General features: G+C 64.9%; 19 protein-coding genes. 11 read left to right on the forward strand and 8 right to left on the reverse strand.

From position 1 onward, the window contains the following. Window positions 1-121: 121 nt before the first annotated feature. The 4 genes from RND64_RS06380 (at window position 122) to cysC (ending at window position 5,370) form a co-directional block, all read left to right on the forward strand. A complete protein-coding gene (locus tag RND64_RS06380; protein ID WP_049699749.1) occupies window positions 122-1,603 on the forward strand; it encodes a sulfatase family protein in 1,482 nt (493 codons plus the stop codon). A gap of 91 nt (window positions 1,604-1,694) precedes the next feature. Then, window positions 1,695-2,480, forward strand: a complete 786-nt coding sequence (gene stf0, locus RND64_RS06385; protein ID WP_049699748.1) for a trehalose 2-sulfotransferase — start codon at window positions 1,695-1,697, stop codon at window positions 2,478-2,480. Then, window positions 2,477-3,424, forward strand: coding sequence for a sulfate adenylyltransferase subunit CysD (gene cysD / locus RND64_RS06390; RefSeq protein ID WP_049699747.1), 948 nt, complete (start codon window positions 2,477-2,479; stop codon window positions 3,422-3,424). Before stf0 ends, cysD begins: the two co-directional genes overlap by 4 nt. Continuing rightward, window positions 3,424-5,370: an adenylyl-sulfate kinase gene (cysC, locus tag RND64_RS06395; protein ID WP_235434397.1), complete on the forward strand. Its 1,947-nt coding sequence runs from the start codon at window positions 3,424-3,426 to the stop codon at window positions 5,368-5,370. The genes cysD and cysC overlap by 1 nt, the downstream gene beginning before the upstream one ends. Window positions 5,371-5,639: 269 nt before the next feature. Here cysC and efeB read toward each other — a convergent pair whose 3' ends face one another. The 3 genes from efeB to efeU are packed head-to-tail and all read right to left on the reverse strand — an operon-like array spanning window position 5,640 to window position 9,884. Continuing rightward, a complete protein-coding gene (gene efeB, locus RND64_RS06400; RefSeq protein ID WP_049699746.1) occupies window positions 5,640-6,977 on the reverse strand; it encodes an iron uptake transporter deferrochelatase/peroxidase subunit in 1,338 nt (445 codons plus the stop codon). 4 nt (window positions 6,978-6,981) lie between these two features. After that, entirely contained in the window at window positions 6,982-8,175 is a 1,194-nt protein-coding gene (efeO, locus tag RND64_RS06405) for an iron uptake system protein EfeO (RefSeq protein WP_270483055.1), read from the reverse strand. After that, complete coding sequence (efeU, locus tag RND64_RS06410; protein WP_270483053.1) at window positions 8,172-9,884, reverse strand: iron uptake transporter permease EfeU; 1,713 nt, start codon at window positions 9,882-9,884, stop codon at window positions 8,172-8,174. The genes efeO and efeU overlap by 4 nt, the downstream gene beginning before the upstream one ends. Window positions 9,885-9,964: 80 nt before the next feature. Here efeU and RND64_RS06415 point away from each other — a divergent pair, with 80 nt between their 5' ends. The 5 genes from RND64_RS06415 (at window position 9,965) to RND64_RS06435 (ending at window position 14,394) form a co-directional block, all read left to right on the forward strand. Beyond that, on the forward strand, window positions 9,965-10,708 hold the full coding sequence (locus RND64_RS06415; protein WP_049699744.1) for a lytic transglycosylase domain-containing protein: 744 nt from the start codon (window positions 9,965-9,967) through the stop codon (window positions 10,706-10,708). 130 nt (window positions 10,709-10,838) lie between these two features. After that, complete coding sequence (gene eno, locus RND64_RS06420) at window positions 10,839-12,122, forward strand: phosphopyruvate hydratase (RefSeq protein ID WP_049699834.1); 1,284 nt, start codon at window positions 10,839-10,841, stop codon at window positions 12,120-12,122. A 13-nt stretch (window positions 12,123-12,135) separates the two neighbouring features. Next, window positions 12,136-12,849, forward strand: a complete 714-nt coding sequence (locus RND64_RS06425; RefSeq protein ID WP_270483050.1) for an FtsB family cell division protein — start codon at window positions 12,136-12,138, stop codon at window positions 12,847-12,849. A gap of 31 nt (window positions 12,850-12,880) precedes the next feature. Next, window positions 12,881-13,444, forward strand: coding sequence for a DUF501 domain-containing protein (locus RND64_RS06430; RefSeq protein WP_270483049.1), 564 nt, complete (start codon window positions 12,881-12,883; stop codon window positions 13,442-13,444). Beyond that, on the forward strand, window positions 13,441-14,394 hold the full coding sequence (locus RND64_RS06435) for a Ppx/GppA phosphatase family protein (protein ID WP_270483047.1): 954 nt from the start codon (window positions 13,441-13,443) through the stop codon (window positions 14,392-14,394). Before RND64_RS06430 ends, RND64_RS06435 begins: the two co-directional genes overlap by 4 nt. Window positions 14,395-14,440: 46 nt before the next feature. Here RND64_RS06435 and RND64_RS06440 read toward each other — a convergent pair whose 3' ends face one another. From RND64_RS06440 to RND64_RS06460, 5 genes are all read right to left on the reverse strand, one after another. After that, window positions 14,441-15,055 (reverse strand): class I SAM-dependent methyltransferase, encoded by a 615-nt coding sequence (locus RND64_RS06440; protein WP_270483046.1) that lies wholly within the window; start codon window positions 15,053-15,055, stop codon window positions 14,441-14,443. 31 nt (window positions 15,056-15,086) lie between these two features. After that, window positions 15,087-15,599 (reverse strand): DUF4395 domain-containing protein, encoded by a 513-nt coding sequence (locus RND64_RS06445; RefSeq protein WP_270483045.1) that lies wholly within the window; start codon window positions 15,597-15,599, stop codon window positions 15,087-15,089. 173 nt (window positions 15,600-15,772) lie between these two features. Beyond that, window positions 15,773-16,081 carry a hypothetical protein gene (locus tag RND64_RS06450; RefSeq protein WP_270483043.1) on the reverse strand — a complete coding sequence of 103 codons (309 nt, stop codon included), beginning with the start codon at window positions 16,079-16,081 and terminating at the stop codon, window positions 15,773-15,775. Window positions 16,082-16,086: 5 nt separating this feature from the next. After that, on the reverse strand, window positions 16,087-17,274 hold the full coding sequence (locus RND64_RS06455) for a fatty acid desaturase family protein (protein ID WP_270483041.1): 1,188 nt from the start codon (window positions 17,272-17,274) through the stop codon (window positions 16,087-16,089). 2 nt (window positions 17,275-17,276) lie between these two features. Continuing rightward, on the reverse strand, window positions 17,277-18,362 hold the full coding sequence (locus RND64_RS06460; protein WP_270483040.1) for a ferredoxin reductase: 1,086 nt from the start codon (window positions 18,360-18,362) through the stop codon (window positions 17,277-17,279). Between the two features lie 253 nt (window positions 18,363-18,615). Here RND64_RS06460 and RND64_RS06465 point away from each other — a divergent pair, with 253 nt between their 5' ends. Together RND64_RS06465 and RND64_RS06470 are read left to right on the forward strand one after the other, a co-directional pair. Next, a complete protein-coding gene (locus tag RND64_RS06465; RefSeq protein WP_049699735.1) occupies window positions 18,616-19,983 on the forward strand; it encodes an MFS transporter in 1,368 nt (455 codons plus the stop codon). A gap of 79 nt (window positions 19,984-20,062) precedes the next feature. Continuing rightward, window positions 20,063-20,719 (forward strand): HAD family hydrolase, encoded by a 657-nt coding sequence (locus RND64_RS06470; RefSeq protein ID WP_049699734.1) that lies wholly within the window; start codon window positions 20,063-20,065, stop codon window positions 20,717-20,719. The last annotated feature ends 100 nt before the right edge of the window (window positions 20,720-20,819 follow it).

Genomic DNA, 20,819 nt, shown 5'->3' on the forward strand with positions numbered 1-20,819 from the left:
ACTCGCGAGCATTGCACTCACGCTGATTTCATCCCGTCGTGCTGGCGCGGTGAGCCCAGGTGGACAGCCTGGGCGTGCCACCCGCCACCACGTGCGGAAACGGCGGGTGCATCATGGGTAAATGCCTTTCGACAACACCGGCAGCGCCTCAGGCCCCACGCAGGAGAACGTCATCTTCGTGCACTGGCACGACCTCGGGCGTCATCTCGCGTGCTACGGGGCCGACGGTGTCGAGAGTCCGAACATGGACGCCTTGGCGTCGGAGGGGATCCTGTTCACCGACGCCCACGCCACCGCGCCGCTGTGCTCACCGGCTCGTGGGTCGCTCTTCACCGGCCAGTACCCGCATCACAACGGACTCGTCGGCCTCGCGCATCACGGGTTCGAGTACCGCGACGGCGTGCAGACACTGCCAGCCTTGCTGGGCGACGCCGGGTATCGGACCGTGCTGTTCGGCATGCAGCACGAGAGCTCCGATCCGCAACGACTCGGCTTCGACACCGTCGACGTCTCCGACTCCCGATGTGATCACGTGGTCGCCGAGTCGCAGCGCTGGCTGCGCAGGTATGTCGAGCGAACGGCGAATGAGCAAGCGGCCCAACCATTTCTGCTCACCGCAGGCTTCTTCGAGACGCATCGTCCCTATCCCGTCGACGAGTACAAGCATCCCGACACCTCGGGCATCGAGGTACCCGGGTTCCTTCCCGACACCGACGACGTACGCGAAGATCTCGCCGGCCTGCACGGCAGCATCTCGAAGGCCGACGACGCGGTGGGGCGCCTCCTCGACACCGTCGCCGATCTCGGACTCGACCACAACACCTGGATCGTCTTCATCACAGACCACGGTCTGGCGTTCCCGCGAGCAAAATCGACGCTCTATGCGGAGGGGACCGGCGTCGCGCTGATCGTGCGGCCTCCGACGGGGCGCGCGATCGAACCGCGCGTGTACGACGACCTGTTCTCGGGTGTCGACCTCACTCCGACGATTCTCGACCTTCTCGGCCTCGACGCGCCCGCCGACGTCGACGGTGTCTCGCACGCCCCCGAGATCGTGCGCAATGCGCAGGAGCCGATACGCGGGGCGGTGTTCACGGAGAAGACGTATCACGACGCCTACGACCCGATCCGGGCGATTCGGACGAAGAAGTACAGCTATATCGAAAACTACGCGCATCGCCCGGCATTGCTGCTCCCGCTCGACATCGCCGACAGTCCGTCCGCGCGGTCGATCGACGCGTCGGTCATCACAGCGGAGCGGCCGGCCGTCGAACTCTACGATCTCGAGCACGATCCGTGGGAGCGCACCAATCTCGCCGACGATCCGGATTTCGCGCACGTCCGCGCAGAACTCGCGGCGCGGTTGGCCCAGTGGCGTGCCGACACGCACGACGCGCTCCCGGACGAGAGCGCGGGGACTGCCATCGCGGATGAGTTCATGACCCGCTACTTCGAACAAGCCGTCGAGACCCCACCCGACGAGCAGGCACTTCCGTCGCGGCGCCCGCTCGGACGTGAGCGCGATCTCACCGGCGAGATCCAGCAGGGCGAGGTCGACGACGAGGCTCGCCGATCTGCTGATGCACCCGGCGCGCAGGGCTGACACACAGACGTCGAGTTTTGTAAATAGTTTGGACCGTCGAGCGCCTAATTGCCCAGGTTGCGGGCGGTTTCGGGCTGGTTAAACTGAGCGGGTGCCGCCAGTCGACAACTACCTCGTGTGCGCCAGTCAGCGCAGCGGGAGCACCCTCCTCGTCGAGTCTCTCGCCGAGACGGGGGTCGCCGGGACTCCCGAGGAGTTCTTCCAATACTTCCCCGCGACATCACAAGCGCCGCAACCACGTGAATGGTTCGCGGACGTCCACGACCCTGAGATCATCGACGTTCTCGACGAACTCGACGACGGGGTCGTCGACACCAGAACCTACGCACAGTGGCGCGACGACATCTTTGCCGCGGGCCGTTCCTCGAACGGCGTGTGGGGTGGCAAACTCATGTGGAATCAGACGCCCCTGCTGATCTCGCGAACACGGACCGGGTCGGGTTCGCTGCGCACCGCCATCCGCACACTGTTGGGCGACGATCCGCTGTACGTGCATGTCTACCGCGAAGACGTTGTGCCACAAGCAGTGTCGATGTGGCGTGCGGTGCAGACGCGAGTATGGCGACACGACGGCGATGCCTCCGAAGACGCGGCCGTCTACAACGCCGAAGGTATTGCCCATCTCGCGGAAATACTGCTGGCGCAAGAGAAGTCGTGGCGCGAGTGGTTTGCTGCGGAGCGCATCGAGCCCCTCGACATCGAGTTCGGTGAACTCACCAAGGACCCATCGGGCACCACAGCTCGCGTTCTCTCCGCGTTGGGTCAAGACCCTGCGCTGGCGCCCCCACCGCCGTTGAAGCCTCAGTCCAATGCCCGCTCCAAGGAGTGGGTCGAGCGGTACCGCGACGACGCGGTGCGGAACGGATACCCGCAATGACCACGCAGATCGACGCCGCAGCCGACCTCGACCACGTATCCGCATTGCGGGTGCTCGAGTCCGAGGCCGTGCACATCATTCGCGAAGTGGCGGCAGAACTCGAACGTCCGGTGCTGCTGTTCTCCGGCGGCAAGGACTCGATTGTGCTCCTCCGTTTGGCGGAGAAGGCATTTCGTCCGCATCCGCTGCCGTTTCCGATCCTGCACGTCGACACCGGACACAACTTCGACGAGGTGATCGAGTTCCGCGACCGTCGCGTCGCGCCGACCGCCGACAACCCCGACGGAATCAAACTCATCGTCGCATCGGTTCCCGACGCCATCGCGGCGGGACGCGTGGCGGAGTCGACCGATCCGTCGGGCTCGCGCAACCGACTCCAGACTCGCGTGCTCCTCGACGCGTTGGAGGAAGGACGATTCGACGCCGCGTTCGGCGGTGCCCGACGCGACGAAGACCGCGCGCGTGCCAAAGAGCGGGTGTTCAGCTTCCGTGACGAGTTCGGCCAGTGGGATCCCCGCGCTCAACGCCCCGAACCGTGGTCGCTCTACAACGGACGTATCCGACGCGGCGAATCGGTTCGCGTGTTCCCCCTGTCGAATTGGACCGAAACCGACATCTGGCGTTACATCGAACTCGAGGGCCTCGACCTTCCGCCGATCTACTATGCGGCGGAGCGAGAGGTGTTCGACCGCGCCGGCATACTGCTCACCGTGTCGCCCTACTCGCAGCCGGATTCGCCCGACGATGTGAGCACCGAGTGGGTGCGCTACCGCACGGTCGGTGATCTGACGATCACCGGCGCGGTGCGCTCGCGTGCGACGACGATCCCCGAGATCATCGAAGAGATCAGTGCCGCAACGGTATCCGAACGTGGTGAGACCCGCGCCGACGACCGCACGTCGTCGGCCGCCATGGAGGACCGCAAACGAGAGGGTTACTTCTGATGACCGAGACCATGACCCGCGATCCTTCCGAGGATTCGCAGCAAAGCGAAACCCTCTTGGGGGCAAGCGTTCCCACACCACGACGACAGATTCTGCGTCTGGCGACCGCCGGCAGCGTCGACGACGGTAAGTCGACGCTCATCGGCCGTATCCTGCACGACACCGGCTCGCTGCCGACAGATCACCTCGAGGGAGTGACGTCCGACGACGGCGACGTCGATCTGGCCGCGCTCTCCGACGGTCTGCGTGCCGAGCGCGAGCAGGGCATCACCATCGACGTCGCCTACCGGTTCTTCTCCAGCCCCACGCGCAGCTACGTGCTCGCCGATACTCCCGGGCACGAGCGCTACACCCGCAACACGTTCACCGGAGCGTCGAACGCTCATGTCGCGGTGCTGCTCGTCGACGCCCGAAAAGGCTTGCTGCGCCAGACCCGTCGGCATGCGCGTATCGCGACGCTGGTCGGCGTCCCGCACATCGTCGCCGCGGTCAACAAGATCGACCTCGTCGACTTCTCGGCCGATCGATTCGCAGAACTGGTCGCAGACCTCAACGAACTGGCTACGAATGTCGGTGCAGCGGAAATCACCGCGATCCCGGTCGCGGCGAAGCTCGGCGACAACGTGGTGAACAAGTCGGAGAACACGCCCTGGTACACCGGCCCGACGCTGCTCGAATACCTGGAAGGTATTGAGCTGCACGCACCCAATCCCATTGCGCGCGAACTGCGTCTGCCCATCCAGTGGGTGTCTCGCCCGGGGCCCGACGGCAAGCGCAGTTACACCGGACGTGTGGCCGCGGGAACACTCGACGTCGGCGATCCCGTTCTGGTGCTGCCGTCGGGGTCACGTACCACGGTGACCGCACTCGACACTCTCGACCCGACTCGGCCGACGGCCGTTGCGCCGCTGTCGGTTTCGGTGCAGTTGGCAGACGACATCGACGTCGGCCGCGGCGACGTGATCGTCAGCGGCGCCGACGACGCCCACCTGCCCGTGGCAGCACGTGAACTGTCCGCGACGGTCTGCTGGCTGTCGGAGACGCCGCTGCACGCGGGCGATCGCGTGGCGCTCAAGCAGGGTGCGTCGACGGTACGCGCGACGGTTCAAGCCCTTGAGCGCAAACTCGACCCGGAGACGCTGCTCGAGCAGGTCGGGCCGTCGGAGTTGGCGCTCAACGACATCGGCACACTCACGCTGCGGACGTCGTCGGTTGTGGTTGCCGATCCGTATGCGAGCAACCGCGACACGGGCGCGTTCATCCTGATCGACGAGGCGTCGAACGACACGGTCGGTGCGGGAACGATCCTCGAACCGCGCGAGGTGATTCCGGGCAAGGCGACCCGCAACGACATCAAGTGGCACCCGAGCGCGTTGAGCCGCAACGAGCGCTGGACCAAGATTGGCCAGCGCGGAGCGACGGTGTGGCTCACCGGCCTACCCGCTTCCGGTAAGTCGACGGTTGCCGTCGCACTCGAACGCGAACTGGTCAATCGCGCCCGCGTCGCCTACCTCGTCGACGGCGACAACATCAGGCACGGGATCTCTGACGATCTCGGATTCTCGCCCGGGGATCGCGCCGAGAACATCAGGCGGGTAGGCCATCTCGCGCGTCTGTTCGCCGACGCCGGGGTGATCGCCATCGCGTCGATGGTCTCGCCGCTGCGGTCCGACCGCGAAATCGCCCGCGAACTCCACGACGCCGCCGACCTCGACTTCATCGAGGTGCACGTGTCGACGCCGGTCGGGGAGTGCGAACGCCGCGACCCGAAAGGTCTCTACGAACGCGCGCGGCGCGGAGAACTCAAGGGACTCACCGGGGTCGACGCCCCGTACGAGAAGCCCGAGAACCCCGACCTGCGCTTCGACACCACCGGCGCCGACATTGCCGAACTCGCCGGCCGCGTCGTCGACGAGCTGGTCCGCCGGGGCGTCTTGGCTGAGTGATCTCGACAGGCTCGATCAGCGGGGTGGGCTCGGTGCGGTGCATGGCTGCCGGGTGAGCCATCCGCGCAGGAAGTAGGGGAAGCGATTCTTCCGCGACTTTCTGCGCTGGGCCGCCGGGCCGCCCCTTCGCGCAGGAACCAGGGGAAAGGGTTCTTCCGCGGGTTGTGCGCGTTTCCTCGAGACGTGTCGCGGGGAAGCCTCAGGAACTAGGGGAAAGAATCCTTCCCTTACTTTCCGCGCGCCCACGACGCCGCGCCCACGACGCCGCGCTAGTCCGTGTACCCGAAGAGCGTCTTGCCGTACCAGTCGCCGATCTTCGACAGGCCCGGTGGGACGGCGAAGAGTGAGCTCGAAATCGGTGCGATGTACTCGTTGAGCCCGTCCTGGGCGAGGTTGTTCTGGATGCGGACGAACTGCTCGTGCGCGTTCTTCTGGTACGCGATGAAGAACAGTCCTGCGGCCAGAGTTCCTGTGCGGGTGTCGATTCCGTCTGTGTAGTTGTAACCGCGACGCAGGATCTGGGCGCCGCCGTTGTTGTCGGGGTGTGCGAGTCGGACGTGCGAGAACCGGTCGACTGCGTACTTGCCGGTGTCGAGTCGTTTGTGGAAGTCGATCGTGGTGAACTCACTGCCACCCGACAGGGGAGCGCCGTTGTCCTTGGTGCGGCCGAAGATCAACTCCTGGTTGCCGATGTCGTCGGAGTCCCACGCCTCGATGTGCATGCGGATTTTGCGCGACACCAGATACGAGCCGCCCTTCATCCACGGCTGATCCGTCTCGTCGCCGACCCACACCCATTCTTTGGCGACGCTCGGGTCCTCGGCCTTGATGTTCGCCGTTCCGTCCTTGAACCCGAACAGGTTCCGCGGTGTCACCTGCGAAGTCGACGTGGCGGATGCGCGACCGAAACCCTCTTGGAGCCAGCGCAGCGTGACAACGGTGCGGCCGATCCGGGCAAGGTTGCGGACGGCGTGAAAGGCGACCTGCGGGTCTTCGGAGCACGCTTGCACGCAGATGTCGCCGCCGCTGATCGACGGGTCGATCGTCGTGTCAACTGCCAACTGCCCCAACGGTTTCAGGGCGGCGGGCATCTTGTCGCGCAGGCCGAATCGATCGTCGAACAGAGTTGGGCCGAAGCCCACTGTGATCGTGAGTTTGTTCGGCCCGAGGTCGAAGGCCTCGCCGGTGTCCGCGGGAGGTGAACCCGGACGGGTCTCCACCGGTCCGACAGGTTTGCCCTGCGTGAGCAGGCTTGCCGCGGCGGCCCAGCGTGCGAGCATCACCTCGAGTTGCTGCGTGGTCACCGAGTCGGCGACGTCGAACGCGGCGAACACGAGTGAATTCTGTTGGGGCGTAGTGATTCCCGCTTGGTGCTCGCCGTAGAAATCGACGATTTCCGACGCGGTATCCGTCGGTTTGGGTGCGGCGGCGTAACCGATGGCGCCACCCGCGGCGCCGCCGACGACAACTCCCGCGAGGCCGGCGGCACCAAGAAATCCCCTGCGTCCCAAGCGCGGTCCACGTCCACTGCTGGACGTGTCGGCGGTCTGGTCGGATGGGGTGGCGTCATCCGGTTGCTGCGTCGGAATGTTGTCGTCGGCGGACATCACATCAGCTCGCTGCGGCGATCTTTCCGCCGGCCTGCGCCAGCGGATCCTTGACGGCGACGATGGCGGCTGCCATCTCGCGCTTCTGCTCGGCGGTCACCTGCGTGAAGTTCTTGAAGCCGCCGGGCTCGTTGGGGTCGCGGAAGGTGTCGATCAGAGAATCGACCCTGGCGAACGCGTCGGTGATGGTCTGCGTGAGCTGCGGATCGATCTCCTTCAGCGCAGGCTTGACCATGGCGAAGGCCTGCTCGGAGCCCTCGATGTTCGCCTGCATGTCGAGGATGTCGATGTGCGAGTACGCCTCTTCCTCACCGGTGAGTTTGGTCGTCGAGACCTCGTCGAGCAGATCGCCTGCGCCGTTGACGATTTCAGCGGGAGCGAAGGTGAATTCCGGCTTGTTGACGACGGTCTGGAGCAGTTCGACGTTCTTCTGCAGTTCCGCTGCGACAGGGCCCATGTTCGCGAGGTTCTTGTCCTGGTAGATCGCCTTCTCCAGGACGTGGAATCCCTCCCACTTGTCGCCGGGGCCAACCGCATCCGGGCGGGCGTCGATCGCGAAATCGAGGCTGACAGAAGCGTTGTCGGAGCAGTCCGTCGAACCGTCGGTGCAGAATGCGCCGGCGATTGGCTCGATGCGCTCGTAGTACGGGCGGGCCTTGGGATACGCGTCCCGTGCGGCGTCGAGGTTGTTGGCCTTCACGGCGTCGGTCAGCGTCCTGGTGTTCTCGACGAGGCTGTTGACCTGAGTGATCACGTAGGCCTTGTAGTCGGCGGACGCGGTCTTCAGCTTGTCCGCGACGGTTCCGGTTGCCTCCGTGGCCTTGCCGGTGACCGTGAACTGAGTCTTTTCGTTGGTGGCGCCGGGGCAGTACAGCTCGTACGTGCCGCCGTCGAGCTTGTGGGAGAACGAGACCGACGCCATGCCGGGCACGATGTTCTCGCGCTCGGCGAGAATGCGGTTGTCCTTGATCAGCTCGACCTCGTTGACCGCTGCCGCGTTCGTGTTGGTGATCTCGAAGGTGATCGGCCCGGCGTCGACCTTGTCCGAGGTGGCCTTGCAGCCCTGATCGGTGATCTCGACCTTGACGGTCTTCACATCCGACGACGAGTTCGACGAGTCGGAGCTGTCCGAACAGCCCGCGATCCCGACGACGGCGACGGCTGCCGCGCCGACGGCCACCAGTGGTCGCACCCTCATGTGGTTTTCTCCTTTGTGTGAACGGGGCCGGTCAGGGTCCCTGTCTGCAAATCCTCGTGTTCGGGCGGCGGCGTCGGACGCCTGCGTCGCACCAGTAGCAGTCCGGCCAGAATCGCGGCGACGACGGCGCATCCGGCAAGCCACAGCGGTACTACGACCGAGCGGACGTGATGCGCCGATCGTTGGTCGAGGGCGTTTTGGAGTGCACCGAGTTCTGCGGCATCGGCGGTGTGCTCGGCGTCGAACGTCGCGACCTTCCCGAGCACCACGGCCGCGCCGGAATCAGGGGTGGCGGTGGCAGTCACGACGTAGTGGACATCCGCGGCCACCGGCGTATGGAACGTCGGGTCGACGCTGGTAGTCACCGTCGCGGTCATCGTGTAGATCACCGGTGCGTCGACTCCGAACGTTTGCGTGTTCAGTCCGACGGGCAGGCGCCCGTTGTTGCCCGCGGCGACCTGTGCAGGCGTGACGCGGGTGGGGGCGTCGGGAACGAGCGTGGCGATATCGAGGTTCGGTGAGGCGAGCTGTTGATAGGTCGGGTAGCTCGTCGAGCCGATCTGCGCGTTGTCTGTGGCAGCGAGCTTGGGCAGCGGCGTCGACACCGACCCGGACGTGAGCGTGCCCGTTGCCTGCGAGGCATCGGCGGACTCGACGCGTACTGCGACGGGATCGGGCACCCGAATGGTCTTGCCCGTCAGCACACCGGAGGTCGACGGCGTGCCGGAGACACTGCCGCGCATCGTGTCCGACGGAGGCGCCGGTTCAGCCGGTGCAGTGGAGAAGACGACGACGGCCGCGATCGCGAGCACTCCGGCGAGAGCGCCACACGCCAGCCCGGCGGCTCGTCGGGGGAACGCCTTGCCCGCCGGCCAGAGCACGATGGTGCCGACGATGAGCAGGTAGACCGCCCAGCCGACGACCTCGATGAGCACGGGCTTCGGTTGGATTCCGAGAACGCCGGTCAGCAGCGAGGATTGGATGGAGCCGGGTTGGACGAGCCAGGTCAGGTCGACGACCTGCTGTTGCCCGACGTTGAGCCAGCCCGCCTCGTGCGCGGTACGGAACGCGGTCATCACGAGTCCCGCCGCGACCAGGGCGAGCAGCAAACCGGTGACCTTGAAGAACCGCGCGAGGTTGATGTGGACGCCACCGCGATAGATGCCGTAGCCCAGCAGTACCGCTATGCCGATTCCGATGATCGCGCCCAGCGCCGAGGGCACGGCGTTGTTACTGGCATTGAATGCTGCGACCAGGAACACCGACGTCTCGAGCCCCTCGCGGAGTACCGCGAGGAAGGCCATCATGACGAACGCGATAGCCGAGCCCTCGTTCACCGCATCGGTGGCCGCGGCCTCGAGATCTCCCTTGAGGTCGCGTGCGTGCTGACGCATCCACACGATCATGTACGTGACCATCGCGACGGCGATGACGCCGATGACGGTTTCGAGGCCCTCTTGCTGGCGCTGTGGCAGGTCGCGCGACAGCACCTCGAGACCGATCGCGACGGCGACGCAGATCGCGACGGCGACGCCGACCCCGACCCACATCCAGCGCAGGGCGTCGGTGCGGCCCTGGCGTCGCAGGAAGGCCGCGATGATGCCCACGATGAGTGCCGCCTCGAGCCCCTCGCGAAGGCCGATGATGAGGGTCGCGAACACGTATTTCTCCGGTTTGTCCGATTTGCTGCGTTTTGGCTGGTCAGCCAAGCTTTACCTACCGTAAGCGAGCTAAGGCTACGCTCTACGATGCGGGATCACCAAGGGACCAATGGCACCATGGTGAATCGATGACCACCGTTCGACGGGCACTCGCCTCGATATCCGCTCTCACCTGCGTCGCAATTCTGACGTCGGCGTGCCTCGACCTCCCCTCCCTGAACCGTCCCGACATTCCCGACGGCATCCCGCCGGGTCTTGGAACGCCGGTACCGTTTGTCGACATCAACGCGCCTGGACGCACTGCTGAGCAGCTACGCGACTGGGCTCGGCCGATCTCCGACGCCACGGGTATCCCGTTCGTCGCGCTGGAGTCCTACGGCAACGCCGCTGAGATCCAACGACAGCAACATCCCGAGTGCGGAATCGGGTGGACGACCCTCGCCGGTATCGGCGGTGTCGAGAGCAAACACGGTCAGTACCGCGGCTCGAAGATCGCGCCGAACGGCGACGTCAGCCCGCCGATCAGGGGTGTGCCGCTCGACGGGACGCGGGGAAACATGGAGATCCCCGACACCGACGGCGGGAAACTCGACGGCGACGCCACTCACGACCGTGCGATGGGTCCGTTCCAGTTCATCCCGGAGACGTGGCGACGCTACGGCGTCGACGCCAACGGTGACGGTAGGGCCGATCCGGACAACATCGACGACGCCGCGCTGTCTGCTGCCCGCTACCTGTGCGTGTCCGCGGGCGGCGACATGACAACACCGCAGGGCTGGGAGAAAGCGGTCAAGGTCTACAACAATTCGATGGCCTACGTCATCGACGTGCGCGACCACGCCAACGCGTATTCGATCAACGTCCGCTACTGAACGCCGTATGTGCCTCGACGCTCCCGCCTTGCGCGCTCGATGCGTGACTGTTGACTTCACCGACTAGGCTTTGATCCCGTACCCGTCGGCTGCGCGAGGCGCCGACATGTTCACCGATAGGGGCAACACCGTGGCAATCATCGAACAGGTTGGTGCACGCGAAATCCTGGACTCGCGAGGCAACCCGACTGTCGAGGTCGAGGTCGTCCTCGACGACGGCACGTTCACTCGTGCCGCTGTGCCATCCGGCGCGTCGACGGGTGAGCACGAAGCCGTCGAACTTCGTGACGGCGGCAAGCGTTACGGCGGAAAGGGCGTCACCAAGGCTGTCGAGGGCGTGTTGAGCGAACTCGCACCCGCGGTCATCGGTATCGAGGCCGAGGAGCAGCGCCTCGTCGACCAGGCCCTGATCGACGCCGACGGCACTCCCGACAAGAGCAGGCTCGGCGCCAACGCCATTCTCGGTGTGTCGCTTGCGGTGGCCAAGGGTGCTGCAGAGTCGGCGGGACTGCCGCTGTTCCGCTACATCGGCGGACCCAACGCCCACATCCTCCCGGTCCCGATGATGAACATCATCAACGGCGGCGAGCACGCCGACAACGGCATCGACTTCCAGGAGTTCATGATCGCTCCGATCGGCGCGCCGACCTTCAAGGAGGCGCTGCGCTGGGGTGCTGAGGTCTACCACTCGCTCAAGTCGGTGCTGCACAAGCGCGGCCTGAACACGGCGCTCGGCGACGAGGGTGGCTTCGCCCCCGACCTCCCCGACACCGCGTCGGCCATCGCGGTCATCGGTGAAGCCGTCGAGGCCGCCGGCTACAACTTCGGTCGCGACATCGCGATCGCACTCGACGCCGCGGCGACCGAGTTCTACAGCGACGGCGCCTACAACCTCGAGGGCAAGAAGCTCTCCAGCGACGAGATGATCAGCTACTACGAGAAGCTCGTCGACGAGTTCCCGATCGTGTCGATCGAGGACGGCCTGTCCGAGGACGACTGGGACGGCTGGGTCAAGCTGACCGACGCGCTCGGCGACAAGGTGCAGCTGGTCGGCGACGACCTGTTCGTCACCAACCCGGAGCGTCTCGAAGAGGGCATCTCCAAGGGTGCGGCAAATGCGTTGCTGGTCAAGGTCAATCAGATCGGAACGCTCACCGAGACCCTCGACGCAGTCACGCTTGCCCACAACAACGGCTACAAGACCATGATGAGCCACCGTTCGGGTGAGACCGAGGACACCACGATCGCCGACCTCGCCGTCGCATGCGGCTGCGGTCAGATCAAGTCCGGCGCGCCCGCTCGTAGCGAGCGTGTCGCCAAGTACAACCAGTTGCTGCGCATCGAGGAGGGCCTCGGCGACGCGGCACGCTACGCGGGAGACCTCGCCTTCCCCCGATATACGTACGGTTCGTGATTAGCTAGAGCCCATGGCACAGGGCTCAGGGCGTCGGCGCACGCGTGCGTCGACGAGCGATCCCCGCTCTCGGGAGCGTGCCCGCAAGGCGCCCCGGCGCGAGCGGTCTACTTCTCGCCGTTCGCCGGTCTCGGTCATCGAGACCGGCGAACAGGAGATCTACGACGACTCGATCATCGACTTCGACGCCGAGGTTTCCGACGCACACACCGACGACGTCCCCGACAGCGAAAGCGATTCCGGTGACGAGATCTCCGACGTGCGTCGCGAACGTGAGCGGCTGCGAGCGCAACGTCGACGACGGGCGGGATTCACCGAACGAATGGCGCAGCGACTGCACCACGTCGACGCAAAACGCGCAGTGGTGCTGTCGTTGGTCATCGGCGTCGTCGCGCTCACCTTGGCTATGCCGCTGCGTACGTACTTTTCGCAGCACACCGAGTTCTCTCAGCTCGAAGAGTCGAATGCACAGTTGCGCGACCAGGTCGCCGACTACCAGCAGAAGGTCAACGAGCAGAACGATCCCGCCTACATCGAGGCCAAAGCACGAGAACGACTCAAGCTGGTCAAGCCCGGCGAGACGCCGTTCGTCATGCTCTATCCCGATGAGGCTGCTCGAAGCGCCGAGCGTCAGCGCGAAGCGGCACACGAGGCCAACTCCTGGTATGGCAACCTGTGGCAGTCCGTATCGACCCCGCCCGGAGCCGACGCGCCGGGGTCGCACTGAGTTCGCCGCACCGAACTGGTAGCAAAGAAGCGTGAGTACATCCGACGGCAACCAATCTGCCGGCCAGCAGGTGAGCGACGACGACCTCGCCACCATCGCCACACAACTCGGCCGTGAACCGCGCGGCGTGATCGAGGTCAGTTATCGCACTCCGGACGGCGTACCCGCCGTCGTCAAGACCACCCCGCGTCTACCCGACGGCACCCCGTTTCCGACGCTCTACTACCTCACCGATCCCCGCTTGACCGCCGAGGCGAGTCGACTCGAATCGGCAGGTGTGATGAAGGAGATGACCGCACGCCTGGCCGTCGACGACGATCTCGCCGCCGCGTACCGACGTGCGCACGAGTCATTCCTCGCCGAACGTGACGCCATCGAATCGCTCGGAACCGACTTCTCCGGGGGCGGCATGCCGGATCGGGTCAAGTGCCTCCATGTCCTGATCGCGCACTCGCTCGCGAAGGGCCCGGGCGTCAATCCCCTCGGCGACGAGGCCGTGGCGCTCGCCGCCGCAAATGGCATGCGCGGCACGGCGATTCCCTCCGACTGGCCCGACGTCCCCGCAACCACAGACGACGCGGAGTCCGACCGGTGACCGTGGTCGCGGCCGTCGACTGCGGCACCAACTCCATCCGACTTCTCGTCGCGGAAGAGGCCACCCCTCCCGCCGGCGGCCTGCGCGATCTGCACCGCGAGATGCGGGTCGTGCGCCTCGGGCAGGGCGTCGACGCCACGGGGCAGTTCGCCGACGAGGCGATCGAGCGAACCAGGGTCGCGCTCGCCGACTACGTCGACGTGATGCGCGCGCTCGGCGTCGAACGCGTCCGTATGGTTGCTACCTCGGCCACCCGCGACGCGCGCAACCGCGATGTCTTCTTCGCGATGACTGCGGAGCTGCTCGGTTGCGTCGTCGAGGGGGCGCAGGCCGAGGTGATCACCGGCGATGAGGAGGCACGGCTGTCGTTCCGCGGTGCCGTCGGCGAACTCGATCCTGCCGAAGGGCCGTTTGTTGTCACCGATCTCGGTGGCGGCTCCACCGAGGTCGTGCTCGGCGATGCTGAGGGAGTGTCGGCCGCGTACTCCGCTGACGTCGGATGCGTGCGCACCACCGAGCGCGCTCTGCATTCCGACCCGCCCACCGCCGACGAGGTTCGTAGCGCCACGCAGTTCATCCACGACAGACTCGCCGTCGCATTCGACGCCGTGCCGGTCGAGCGGGCACACACCTGGGTCGGTGTCGCCGGGACACTCACCACCATCGCGGCCGTGAACGCGGGGATGGACGTCTACGACTCCGACGCAATTCACCTGTCGCGCATCGGAATCGACGACCTCGACCGCGTCTGCCACGACCTCGTCGCGATGACTCGCGACGCTCGCGCAGCGCTGGGACCGATGCATCCCGGCCGCGTCGATGTGATCGGCGGTGGCGCGCTGGTGACGCTGGAACTCGCTCGGGTCCTGTCCGAGCGCGCAGGTATCTCCGAGCTCGTCGTCAGCGAGCACGACATCCTCGACGGCATCGCCCTGGGCTTGCTGGATTAGGCCTTCGCTGGTTGGGCCGCGAAAAGCCTTTTAAGAACACGATCTTTCACCGACGCCGCGCCATCAGGTGGAGTTCGGCGAACCGATGCGTGTCGTCGGCCTGCGCGATCAACCGCCACGCTTCGTCGAAGCCTGCGTCGAACAGCATGCGCGCGAGTGCATCCGGATGCCAGCGCCAGGCAGGCGCGACGCGGTGATCGAATGCGATGGTGTCGGCGTTCAGCGACGCCTGAGTGCCGATCAACACCGGTGCTCCGCTGGCCAATCGGGAGGCCCAGGCCGCAAGCACGGCGGGCAGTTCATCGGGTGGCACGTGAATCAGACTGAAGCGAGCCAGGATTGCGCCGCACTCGATGTCAGCCGCAGCTCGCGTGAGTAGCGCGTCGTCGTCGATGAAGTGACACTCAGGGTGTGTACGCATCGCGATGGTGCGCATCCCGCTACTGGGTTCGAGACCGACCGTTCGCACGCCCCACCGGACGAGATCGGCTGTGACGTGGCCGATTCCGCAGCCGACGTCGAAGACGGTCGCGGATGGATCATGCTCGCGGACCTCGTCGGCAAATGCCTCGACGGCGTGGCGTTCGACGGCACACTGGTACGGCGTCGGAAAGGAGTCGGCGTAGAGCTGCGCCAGCGCGTCGTATCCGGGCTGTTCCACCGTGTCAGTGTTACATCGGCGCCGGGGTAACTCAGTGAGTGTCGGCGGGTGCCTGCTCCGGGTTGCGTAGCCAGATGTTGTTGCAGGCCTCGCACACGTCCTCGGGGATCACGCCGCGCTGCTGCAGGAACCCGAAGATCACGCAGCCGAGGCAGAATCCGAACACCGATTCCAACAACGCCGCGACGATCAGCAGCCCGATGACGATCTGCGCGGCCAGTCCGTAGCCGAGCAGGCTCAGGACCAGCGCGGTGGTGGAGAAGGCGAGTCCGATGGCTTGTGCGAAGCGCTTGGGTGGTCCGGGGACGAGCTTGCTCTTGCGCCAGACCTTGGGCGCGATGACCCGCACGGAGAGCTGCCCGAACGGCGACAGCTTGGGGCCTGCCATCACGCGCAGCAGGAATCCGAGGGCAAGCAACGCGTAGACGATGGGGTGATTCACCTCGATGGCGACGATCGCCAGGATGACGACCAGCCCTGCCGTCGACCGCGCGGCATACTCGTTGACCGGGTTGGGGAAGGTGAGGATGGCTGGTGCGGACACGGGACTCCCAGGCAGATGCGGCTAGCGAAACACCACAACTTTACGGTGCACCCGATCTCAGCTGCCAACGTTGCCGTCACGGTGATCGGAACCCCGCTGACCTGCGCGGATTGATCTGCAGACACAACAGCGGGGCCTGATCGGATCAGGCCCCGCTGCGACAGTGCGACGAACTAGGCGCGGTGATGCTCTTCGGATGCGTCCTTGCGGTCGGTCTCGATGGCTCGGATCGCCGTCTCGGTGGCGTCGGCATCGTCGATTTCGTCGACCAACTCCGCGTCGACCACCTCGCGATGGTCGTCGGCCTTGGCCTTTCGAGCCGCATCACGCATCTCGAAACCGTCGGTGACGATGTCGCCTACTTCGCGCGCGACGTCGGCGACCGCCGTCGTGATGATCGTCGCGATCCGTCCGACGTGCGTTGCGGTGGATTCGACGATCTCCTGGACGAAGTCCTTGTTTCGTTCGTAGCGATCGATCATGGGCGTCAGGCTACTCCGGCCGACTTCTCTCGCTCGACGATGACGGTGAGATCGTTGTCATCGGAGGTCATGAAGTTGGGCAGAGAGAGCTTCGCGATCTTCGACCACGTCGACGTCAACTGCTGGTGCAGTGGCCCGGTGTTGTACGGCAGGCCGTACTTCTCGCAGATCGCCTGGACATCCTCGGAGATCGTGGGGTAGCGGCTCGCGGGAATGTCGGGGAAGAGGTGGTGCTCGATCTGGTGCGAGAGGTTGCCGCTCATGATGTGGAACAGGCTGCTCCCGGTGATGTTCGCCGAGCCGAGCATCTGTCGCAGGTACCACTGGCCGCGCGTCTCGTCCTTGCATTCTTCGGCGGTGAATGTCTGTGCCCCGGTGGGGAAGTGGCCGCAGAAGATGATCGAGTACGCCCACAGGTTGCGCACCAGGTTGGCACTGGCATTGCCCAGCAGCGTCGGCAGGAAGAACGGACCCGACAGCGCCGGGAACACGATGTAGTCCTTGAGAACCTGCCGGCTCGCCTTGCGCCACATGCCCTTGACCAGGCCCTTGACGTCGGTCCACTTGCGCTTGCCCGCCACGATGTTCTCGGCCTCGAGGTCGTGGAGCATCACGCCCCACTCGAACAGCAACATCAGCGCCGTCGCGTACCCGAGATTGCCCAGGTAGTAGGGGTTCCACTTCTGGTCGCGCGCCATTCGGAGGATGCCGTAGCCGATGTCGCGGTCCTCGCCGATGATGTTGGTGAACGTGTGGTGCACGTAGTTGTGGCTGTGGCGCCACTGCTCGGCGGGGCACACGGTGTCCCACTCGAATTCGCGCGAGTTGTAGGTGTCTTCACGCATCCAGTCGTACTGGCCGTGCATGACGTTGTGCCCGATCTCCATGTTGTCGAGGATCTTGGACACGCTCAGCGCGCCGACGCCTGCGATCCACGCGGGCGGGAACCAGCCGAAGAACAGCAGTCCGCGGCCGGCGATCTCGAAACCACGCTGCGCGCGGATGATCGAGTACAGGTATTCGCGGTCCTTCGTGCCGAGGTCGGCGACGACCCGCGCGCGCACCTCGTCGAGGTCGCGACCGAGCGCTTCGACCTGCTCGTAGCTCAGGTGAAGGGTGTTGGGGTCCGACGACCCGCGCAGGGCGGGCGGAATGTTGGTGTGTTCGGACGGGGTGATGGTGGTGACAGTCATTGTTAAACCTCGATTTCCACGTCGCCGACAGGTGCGTTGATGCAGAGCTGGATCTGCTTGTCGGCTTCGCTGTCGATGTCGCCGGTCAGCACGTTGCGGGTGCAGCCGGATTTCTTTACTGCGGTGCAGGAGAAGCAGATTCCCATTCGGCAGCCCGACTTGGGAGACAGTCCTGCGGATTCCGCCTGATCGAGAATGGTGCGGCCGTCGTTGGCTGCGACCTTGCCGGACGTCGTGAACGCGACGTCGCCGGAGATCGGTTCGTCGGGATCGATGATCGCCGCCGGAGCCGGGCGGAAGGATTCACTGTGCACTCGTGCGGTGGGGTGGGCGTCGGCGAGATGGTCGATGACAGCATCCATCAGCGTCGACGGTCCGCAGACGAAGACGTCGGCGTCGTCGAGAGCGATGTCGTCGAGATGTCCCGTAGTGAAGTGTCCTGCCTCGAGGTCTCCGTGGGCTCCGCGGGTGTACCGCAGGCGCACGTCGACGTTCGAGTGCGCGGCCGCGAGCGCATTGAGCTCGGTGGCGTATGCGACGTCGTCGGGCGTCCGTGCGTAGTGAATGAACGTGACGGGACCGCTGTGCGCTGAGGCTACAAGTGTTCTCAACATCGACAGGGTCGGCGTGACGCCGCTGCCGCCGCTGATGAACACGACCGGGCCCGCCGGACTCCGGGGTAGGACGAAGTCGCCGTCGGCCTGTTCGAGGCCGTAGACGTCGCCGACTCTCGCATTGTCGCGAAGGTAGGTCGAGACGAACCCGTCGTCGTGGGCGGTGATGGTCAACTCGATGACATCGGAGTGTCCCTGTGCGTTGGCAGGGGAGAAGCAGCGGACGTGTCTGACGCCGTCGATAACCACCTTGAGCTGGATGAACTGCCCCGCGCGGTGGCCGCGCCACTGCCTGGTCGGTGCCAAGGTGATGCGGACGGTTCGCGAGGTCGGACGTGTCACGTCGATGACCTTTGCGCGCAGATCGCGCCAGGTGATCATGGGGTCGAGCAGTTCGAGGTACCGGTCGACCGGATGCGGCGAGAGCCCTGCTTCGACGACCGATCCGATCATCTCGGGAAGACGGATACTCATGGTGTGCTCCGTTCGGAAGCGGTGATTCGTGTGGCTGTCACAGCCATTCAGTGAACGACTGTGCTCTGAATAGTGTTGCATGAGTTCTCTCGGTTGTGCACCCCGAATCGGATCTGCAAGCCAGCTCTCTCCGTGGGTCTCGAGATGAGCCACATCACTTCGTTTCGTCTCAAGTGATTGACATCACGACGTTTGTCTCTGAATATGAACTCATATTCAGTTCAACCTGCTGAAGCCGAATGAGGAGTGATCGATGACATCAGAAGTGGTTGCCCAGGGCGACGAGGTCGCGCAGGGAAGGAGACGAGCGCATCGGAAGTTGCTTGCCGCAGGGCTCGTCGGTAGCTCGATCGAGTGGTACGACTTCTTCCTATACGGGACTGCTGCTGCACTGGTGTTCCCGCATATCTTCTTCCCGGACTCGTCGCCGCTGATGGGGACATTGCTGTCGTTCAGCACCTTCTGGGCTGGCTTCGTCGCGCGCCCGATCGGCGGCATCGTGGCGGGCCACTACGGCGACAAGTTCGGCCGAAAGCCCGTCGTGGTGGTCTGCCTGTTCGTGATGGGCTTGGCGACATTCCTGATCGGGTGCCTGCCGACCGCTGGAACGATCGGAGTCGCGGCGCCGATCCTGTTGGTCTCGTTGCGATTCCTGCAGGGGCTGGCATGTGGTGGGCAATGGGGCGGAATCGTGCTGTTGCTGACGGAATCTGCAAGCCCCAAGCGGCGCGGCTTCGCGGGCACCTTCGGTCAAATGGGTGTGGCATGCGGTGTCCTGCTGGGCAATCTGATCTTCCTGGGATCGAGTTCTGCGGTGTCGAATTCGGCGTTCCTGGAATGGGGTTGGCGTATTCCGTTCCTGCTCAGCGTCGTGCTGTTCCCGGTGGTCTACTTCATCCAGACGCGTGTCGAGGACAGTGACGAGTTCAAGGAGCTGGAACAGGAAGTCGCTGAGGGTAGGCAGGAGATCGTGCAGGCGCCGCTGGTCGAGGCCGTCAAGAAGCACTGGCGGACGATCTTGCTGGGTTGCGGGCTGCTCGCGGCTACCAACTCCATCTTCTACATCTCGATTGCGGGCGTATTGAGCTATGCGACAGCCGAACTCGGCATGGATCGCGATCAATTGCTGATCGGGTCCATGCTCAGTTGCCTCGTCTCGCTCCCGGTCACGATCTGGGCGGGTTCGTTGTCGGACAGGATCGGACGCCGACCGCTCATCATCATCGGTGGCCTCGGGATTCTGCTGTGGGCGTTCCCGTACTTCATGCTCGTCAACACGGCGTCGTTGCCGATGTTCATGATCGCGGTCTCGGTGGCTGCTGTGTTCCAGTCGATGACCTACGGGCCTGTCGCCGCGTACATGGGTGAACTGTTCGAACCGCACGTCCGGTACTCCGGCGCCTCGCTGGCCTACCAGCTCGCCGCCATCCTGATCAGCGGATCGACGCCGTTCATCATGACCTGGCTGATCTCGGCTACCGGAACCACGACGTTGGTCGCCGCCTTCGTCGCGGTGATGGGGCTGATCACCTGTGCATCGGCATGGCGTTTGCGGGAGACGAATCCCGCATCTGTTCGGGAGGACCCGAACGCGGTTCCTGGTCTCGCGGCCACGAACTGACTCACGACGACAGAGCTGCCCACCTTTGTGAGGTGGGCAGCTCTGTTGTTGGGGACGTGTCGTGTGTTACAAATTGAATATGACCTCAAGTTCAACTGTGCGATCGAGTTCAACTACGCGATCAGCCGTACTCGTCGACTTCGGGGGAGTGGTGACCACCAGCGTGCTCGACGCGTTCCGCGGCTTCGGCACCGAGATCGGTGACCGCGACCTGCCGCTGCATCTGCTCGGACACGACGAGCAATCGCGCACGTTGCTCGCCGATCATGAAGCAGGTCGGATCGACGCCGAGACCTTCGATGTGGGTTTCGCCGCCCGGCTCGGGGCGCATGGCGTGACTGTCTCCTCCGAAGGACTCTCCGCGAGAATGCAGCATCGACTCGAGCGTGACGACGAGACGGTCGCGATGCTGAGCAGGCTGCGCGCTGCATCGGTTCCGGTTGCCCTGGTGTCCAACGCATTCGGACGAGATACCTATGCGGGTTTCGACTTGAGTGAGCTCGCGGATGTCGTCGTCATCTCCTCAGAGGTCGGGATACGCAAGCCATCGCGTCGGATCTTCGAGATCGCGTGCGAAAGGCTCGGAGTGGCCCCGCACGAATCGGTGATGATCGACGACCTCCAACAGAACCTCGACGGTGCAGCGAAGCTCGGGATCGCGGGGGTCCTCCATACCGACGGCGCTGACACCGCGAGGCAACTGAGCGAGACGTTCGGGCTGCCCGCAACCGCATGAGTTCTTTGTAGGCAGCCAACTGTGTCGAGGTCGGACCGTGATGTCGGCACCGCAGATGTCCACCGCGTGGACGCATGATCGAAATCCGAGGAGATGCACT

This window comes from Gordonia sp. w5E2, from assembly GCF_036540975.1.
In the GTDB taxonomy this organism is placed as follows: domain Bacteria; phylum Actinomycetota; class Actinomycetes; order Mycobacteriales; family Mycobacteriaceae; genus Gordonia; species Gordonia jacobaea.

What these genes read in the sequence shown, in the direction of transcription:
- RND64_RS06380 (WP_049699749.1), top strand. Translation starts at nt 122, where the DNA reads ATGCCTTTCGACAACACCGGCAGCGCCTCAGGCCCCACGCAGGAGAAC.
- cysD (WP_049699747.1), top strand. Translation starts at nt 2,477, where the DNA reads ATGACCACGCAGATCGACGCCGCAGCCGACCTCGACCACGTATCCGCA.
- cysC (WP_235434397.1), top strand. Translation starts at nt 3,424, where the DNA reads ATGACCGAGACCATGACCCGCGATCCTTCCGAGGATTCGCAGCAAAGC.
- efeB (WP_049699746.1), bottom strand. Translation starts at nt 6,977, where the DNA reads ATGTCCGCCGACGACAACATTCCGACGCAGCAACCGGATGACGCCACC.
- efeO (WP_270483055.1), bottom strand. Translation starts at nt 8,175, where the DNA reads ATGAGGGTGCGACCACTGGTGGCCGTCGGCGCGGCAGCCGTCGCCGTC.
- RND64_RS06415 (WP_049699744.1), top strand. Translation starts at nt 9,965, where the DNA reads ATGACCACCGTTCGACGGGCACTCGCCTCGATATCCGCTCTCACCTGC.
- RND64_RS06425 (WP_270483050.1), top strand. Translation starts at nt 12,136, where the DNA reads ATGGCACAGGGCTCAGGGCGTCGGCGCACGCGTGCGTCGACGAGCGAT.
- RND64_RS06450 (WP_270483043.1), bottom strand. Translation starts at nt 16,081, where the DNA reads ATGATCGATCGCTACGAACGAAACAAGGACTTCGTCCAGGAGATCGTC.
- RND64_RS06455 (WP_270483041.1), bottom strand. Translation starts at nt 17,274, where the DNA reads ATGACTGTCACCACCATCACCCCGTCCGAACACACCAACATTCCGCCC.
- RND64_RS06460 (WP_270483040.1), bottom strand. Translation starts at nt 18,362, where the DNA reads ATGAGTATCCGTCTTCCCGAGATGATCGGATCGGTCGTCGAAGCAGGG.
- RND64_RS06465 (WP_049699735.1), top strand. Translation starts at nt 18,616, where the DNA reads ATGACATCAGAAGTGGTTGCCCAGGGCGACGAGGTCGCGCAGGGAAGG.
- RND64_RS06470 (WP_049699734.1), top strand. Translation starts at nt 20,063, where the DNA reads ATGACCTCAAGTTCAACTGTGCGATCGAGTTCAACTACGCGATCAGCC.